Here is a 4926-nt window from a genome sequence, read left to right on the forward strand (position 1 = left end):
ATTTTAGCAAATAGAGAGAATTCTTGTCCATTAAGAAATGTTACAAATTACATGGGTACATTAAGAAATGTTAAGGGGTGCATCCATTGATGGATAAGGGTTTTCTGCTATTGTGGTATATATGTATGGGGGAAGTTCAGATATACTTCAGATGCAGCAGGATAAGACAATTTCAAACATTATTGATGAGTGGATTGAGTGACAATCTTTTTCCTTTCCTTACTCTAAGGGATTGCGGCAAACATTCCCTTTAATTTCTCTGTAAGTTGATGTAATTCTGCAATGATAAAAGTCAAAGATATTACTTCTTCAGTTTGATCTTCTGGAATGGTTTCTAAATAGTCCGTTAACCTATGTAAACTTTGGTTAAAATTGGGCATAGATAAAGAGTTAATCCCTGTTTGTTGGATTTGTTGCAAATTCTCAAATGTTTTCGTTACTTGTTCAATAAACTCATCTAATCCGGGCAGTGTTTGGGAAGGCTGAAACTGCTGAAGATGTTGTCTGAGGGTAGTCACTCCATTAATAAAACTAACCCCATTGAGAATCAACTCTGTTGTTCCTACCACATTACCCTGAAATCGCTTTGGTTCTTGTCTCATGCGCTGGACGGTAGCTAAAGCATTATCACTGGCTAATTCAGCTTGACGGCGGCTTAAATCTAAGATCTTGGCACTTTGAGCTTGTCCTTGATAAGCGGCGGCCACAGTTTGAAAATAACTGATACTCTTTTCTAGTAAAATGCCAATTCTTCGAGGTAGGGAACGTCTCTGCCAAATTGGCCAAAGATAGTAACTGATGACTGCCAAAGCTCCCCCCAATACAGTATGAAAAACTCTTGTCTCGGCTAACTGCCAATCTTTGGGTACGTCTAGATCTAGAATCAGCACAATTAGCATGGTCAGAAAGAGCATAAAGAAAGCATAATTGACAAAACGGAAGGCAGCAGTTAGGGCAGCTAAGATAATTAGAATTATTATTAGTAGGTTTAGATCTTGAATCTGCAAAACTATGGGAGTTGCTAAGATTACCCCTAAAATAGTGCCACCAATGCGCTGTATAGCCTTTTGGATTGTGCCACCATAATCTGGCTGGAGAACAAACAGCACCGTTAAAGCTATCCAATAACCGTGATGCCAATGGAGTAGAATGGATACCAACATGGCAAAAGTAGTGACAGTGGCTAGACGCATGGCCGCAGTAAAATTAATCGACTCAAAAGTCCAGTTATTTTTCAATATTTCCCAAAAAGGGGTGACAGGGGTTAAGGGAACTGATTGGAGTGCCACCTTGACTTGCTTTTGGTGATCGAGGAGTAGGGTAATAGTGGCATCAATTTGTTCTGCCAGATTGTTCAGAATCAGGATGAGTTTATGGAGATTAGGTGTGATGGTTTTCTGGGAATTACTGCCAATACGGAACTTTTTCTTTAAGTCTTGCACTTGCTGCTGTAAAGTTGTGAGCATCGCCAAGGTTTCTTGAGCAATTTCTTGGCGATCGCTTGTATTCCTCAATTTAACTATATCATCCAGGGTTTTCATTACCTCGATCAAGGTTTGGCAGGCTTGCTTAAGCTCTGGTCCCATCTCAGCCAATTCTCTCTTGTTTTGTCCGACAACCACTTCTGTCAGAGCAATTACTTCCCGATAAATATCAGTTAGCTTCTCAATCAGAAAAATCAAGCGCTGGCCTTCAATATGAGTGCCGGGTTGACTACTATAAACCTCGTGCCAGAGGCTACGAGCTTGGGCGATCATTGTTCCAGTTTGATGTTGCGCTTGGGATGTTTCTACATCCCAGAGTTCGTCCTTATCGGCAATCTCAACTCGGGCAACAGTTTCGAGAAAATGGGTCAAGCTTTGGTAACTGGCAATGATGGCTTGTTTAACTGGCCTGTAGGGATCGTTGAGCCATATTACCAAGGGTCGAACCATTACCCAAATACCGGCCAATAAGAGTAACCAAAATCTTTCTAGGGCCAGATCCAGATTGCCGGGTAGGTGAGTAGAGATAAACCAAAACAATGCCACTACCTGTCCGATGGCCGTGGCTGTACTTCCCAGCACACTGATAAAGTTGAAGAGCAGCAACAAGGGAAAAGTGAAGATAACCAGCAACCAAGGTATCTGGCCAGTCACTGTTCCCAGACTCATGACCCCGGCACAGCCTAGGGTAGCGATCGCCACTCCTAATAATTTATCTCGGTAACTGACAGACAGGCTACCCAGGAATAAATTAATCAAAAATGCAGCCAGAGCAGGTAAAATGATGAGCTTGAGATTGCCCATCAAGAGGCCGATGAGCAATGGTAGGGCTATGGCGATCGCTGATTGAATGCCATAGAAGAACCTTAGTTGACTCAACTCGGGGTGAATTTTATTCATGACTGTAAATGGGATTAGAGATTGCATTGACAACCAAACCGATAAGGGACTTGCGCTTTGATAATGTGCCATAGGGCGAACGCAGTTCGCCCCTACATTGTGGACAAATCCGTTACTGTAGGGGCGCAAAGCTTGCGCCCTGATCGATCGCTCAGGTTTGCTGATCACCCTAAGTAGGGCGAGAGCCTTCGAGATGTTAGGGACTTGCGCTTTGATAATGTGCCATCTGGCTGGTCTGATTCTTCTACAGAGCGATTTTCTGGTTGGGATATTATTCCCACGCAAGTCCCTAACCACTACTGCCAAGGTGAAGGAAAGAAAAGAGTGAAAGAGGGTCAGGCGCCGGACCTAAAAAAATACTTTATGCTTCATTTTTGAAACTACCCGGTTGTCAGGAGAGATGTCTGGGCAGACTATTGATACTCTCAATGTTAACCTTAAACCAACAGTTACTCATCCTTTTCTATGGCAGAGAGCGATTCTGGTCCCACATCCCCATTGGATATCTTGGGCAACATTCCAGCCCGATTTTTAGAGGCCAAGCACCGGCTCAACCGGGTCGTCCTGTGGGCGGCAATTGTTGGCATTCTAGCTGGTTTAGTGGGTACTGGCTTTCGGATGACCGTACACCACATCCTCCAGCAACGGCAACAACTGGCTGCTGCTCTGGCTGATTACCCGATTCTGAATTGGTTAATCCCTAGCCTGGTAGCCGGGGGGATGGTCTATGTCAGCTTCTGGCTGGTGCGGAGGGTAGCGCCGGATACGGCTGGCAGCGGCATTCCCCAGATTGAAGGGGCGCTCGACAACCTCTTGCCCTTCGACTGGCGGCGAGTCCTGCCGGTCAAGTTTTTTGGCGGAATGCTCTCCATTGGGGCGGGGATGATTGCTGGTTTTGAAGGGCCGACCATTCAAATCGGAGGTGCCATCGGTAAGATGGTGGCTGCTTTCGTCGGGGCCTCCTCTGAACAGGCGCGTATCCTGATCGCTTCGGGAGCAGGAGCAGGATTAACTACAGCTTTCAATGCCCCGATCGCCGGTATCTTGTTTGTCACCGAAGAAGTACGCCCCAAATTTGACTCGTGGATTTTGTCCTACCGTTCAGTGATGGTTGCCTCTATCACGGCGGCCATTGTCCTCCGGCTGCTTGTAGGTCAAGAGGGTTTCATGAAAATCACCCATTTCGAGAGAGTTCCTCTAGGGACTCTCTGGATGTTCGTGATTTTGGGGGTTGGGCTGGGAATCGTTGGCTATTATTTTAATTTTTTCCTGTTTCGTTCCCTAGACTGGTTTGGCCGGCTGCGGGGACTTCCTTCCCAACTGCTGGGGTTATTGGTGGGAAGTGCGATCGGTTGGCTCGGTTGGCGCTACGCTCCCTTAGTTGGCAGTGGCGATGAATCGGTCATCTGGACTTTTAATAGTGAAGCTCCAGGAGCGGTCTTGCTGCTGGTTTTCTTAGGGCGCTTTCTCCTGACAATGATTTGTTATGGTTCCGGGGAAATTGGCGGGATTTTTGCCCCCATGTTAGCCTTGGCCACTCTATTCAGTTTAGGGCTGGCACAAGTGTGCGATGCTTGGTTTCCCGGTCAACTGCCCCAACCCGGGGTTTTTGCCGTCGCTGGGATGGGGGGATTAGTGGCGGCCACGGTCCGCGCTCCCCTCACCGCCGTCATGTTGGTGATGGAATTGACGGATAATTTTTTGGTGGCACTGCCGATTTTACTAACTTGTATCTGTGCTGCCATCACCGCTCATATTCTAGGTGGCGAACCTGTTTATAGTGTCTTGCTCAAGCGAATTTTGGAAAAATTAGAGCGGCAACCCCCCAGCGATCGGATTTAACCCATTACAAGAAAACGGGTTTCTCAAAGAAAACGGGTTTCTAAATAGTTTCTCGAAGAAACCCGTTTTCTTGGTGATTTGAGTTGTTTGGTTTTTTGACGGAATTGGTAGCTGCCTAACGCACCCTACACCCTACAGATTTAATAATAGTCCAGTAGGGTGTGAAGCGCGATAGCGTAACGCACCAATTTAATGATAGAGGTGGTGCGTTACGGCGGCTTGTTAATTTTGGTTTTTTGACGGAATTGATGGCCGCCTAACGCACCCTACGCCTTAGACACTTAGATAAAGAAATTACCCACTGGAATGCTCCCTAAAGCTGGTAAAGTACCGGTAAATCCAGTGATATTTATTAATAAATCATTGCTGGATTGGAAGCCAGCCATGCCACCATTAATCAGAAACGGTAATGAGTCCTGTGGGGCGACAAATGACGGTGATTCGCAGTCAGAAAAAGACAACCACCGGCAACTCCCAGAGGAAATGGCTTGTCAAACCTGCTCCTGACGATTAAGCAATAAAATTAAACGCCAAAATCCCATCATTAAAGTCGTTATCACTGATATTGGGTAAGTTCCCCGGTAAATCCTCAAAGCCAAAGATATTATTCCCCCTTGACCGTAAATGTTCCGCCCCATCGGGATTTGCCGCCCCAAAGGAGAAGTAGGCCACTTCATGACTTATATAGTTTTCTAGGGTA

At 46.0% G+C, this 4926-nt stretch carries 3 protein-coding genes and 1 pseudogene; 1 reads left to right on the forward strand and 3 read right to left on the reverse strand.

The window, feature by feature from the left end; translation table 11 throughout:
- Positions 1-224: 224 nt before the first annotated feature.
- The gene (locus tag IM515_RS15715; RefSeq protein ID WP_287698064.1) at positions 225-2411 is read right to left on the reverse strand and encodes an FUSC family protein; all 2187 of its coding nucleotides are present in this window, start codon (positions 2409-2411) and stop codon (positions 225-227) included.
- A 480-nt stretch (positions 2412-2891) separates the two neighbouring features.
- On the opposite strand from IM515_RS15715, the gene clcA reads away from it, so the two are divergent.
- Positions 2892-4226 carry a H(+)/Cl(-) exchange transporter ClcA gene (gene clcA, locus IM515_RS15720; RefSeq protein WP_287633622.1) on the forward strand — a complete coding sequence of 445 codons (1335 nt, stop codon included), beginning with the start codon at positions 2892-2894 and terminating at the stop codon, positions 4224-4226.
- A gap of 281 nt (positions 4227-4507) precedes the next feature.
- On the opposite strand, the pseudogene IM515_RS15725 reads toward clcA, so the two are convergent.
- Both IM515_RS15725 and IM515_RS15730 read right to left on the reverse strand, forming a co-directional pair.
- Positions 4508-4627: pseudogene (locus IM515_RS15725) on the reverse strand (bluetail domain-containing putative surface protein); the annotation flags it as partial.
- A 109-nt stretch (positions 4628-4736) separates the two neighbouring features.
- Positions 4737-4926: DUF4114 domain-containing protein (locus IM515_RS15730; protein WP_287628996.1), on the reverse strand; the 190-nt coding region annotated here is incomplete at its 5' end.

Origin of the sequence: Microcystis sp. M44BS1, assembly GCF_020244875.1 — a bacterium.
Lineage (GTDB): Bacteria > Cyanobacteriota > Cyanobacteriia > Cyanobacteriales > Microcystaceae > Microcystis > Microcystis panniformis.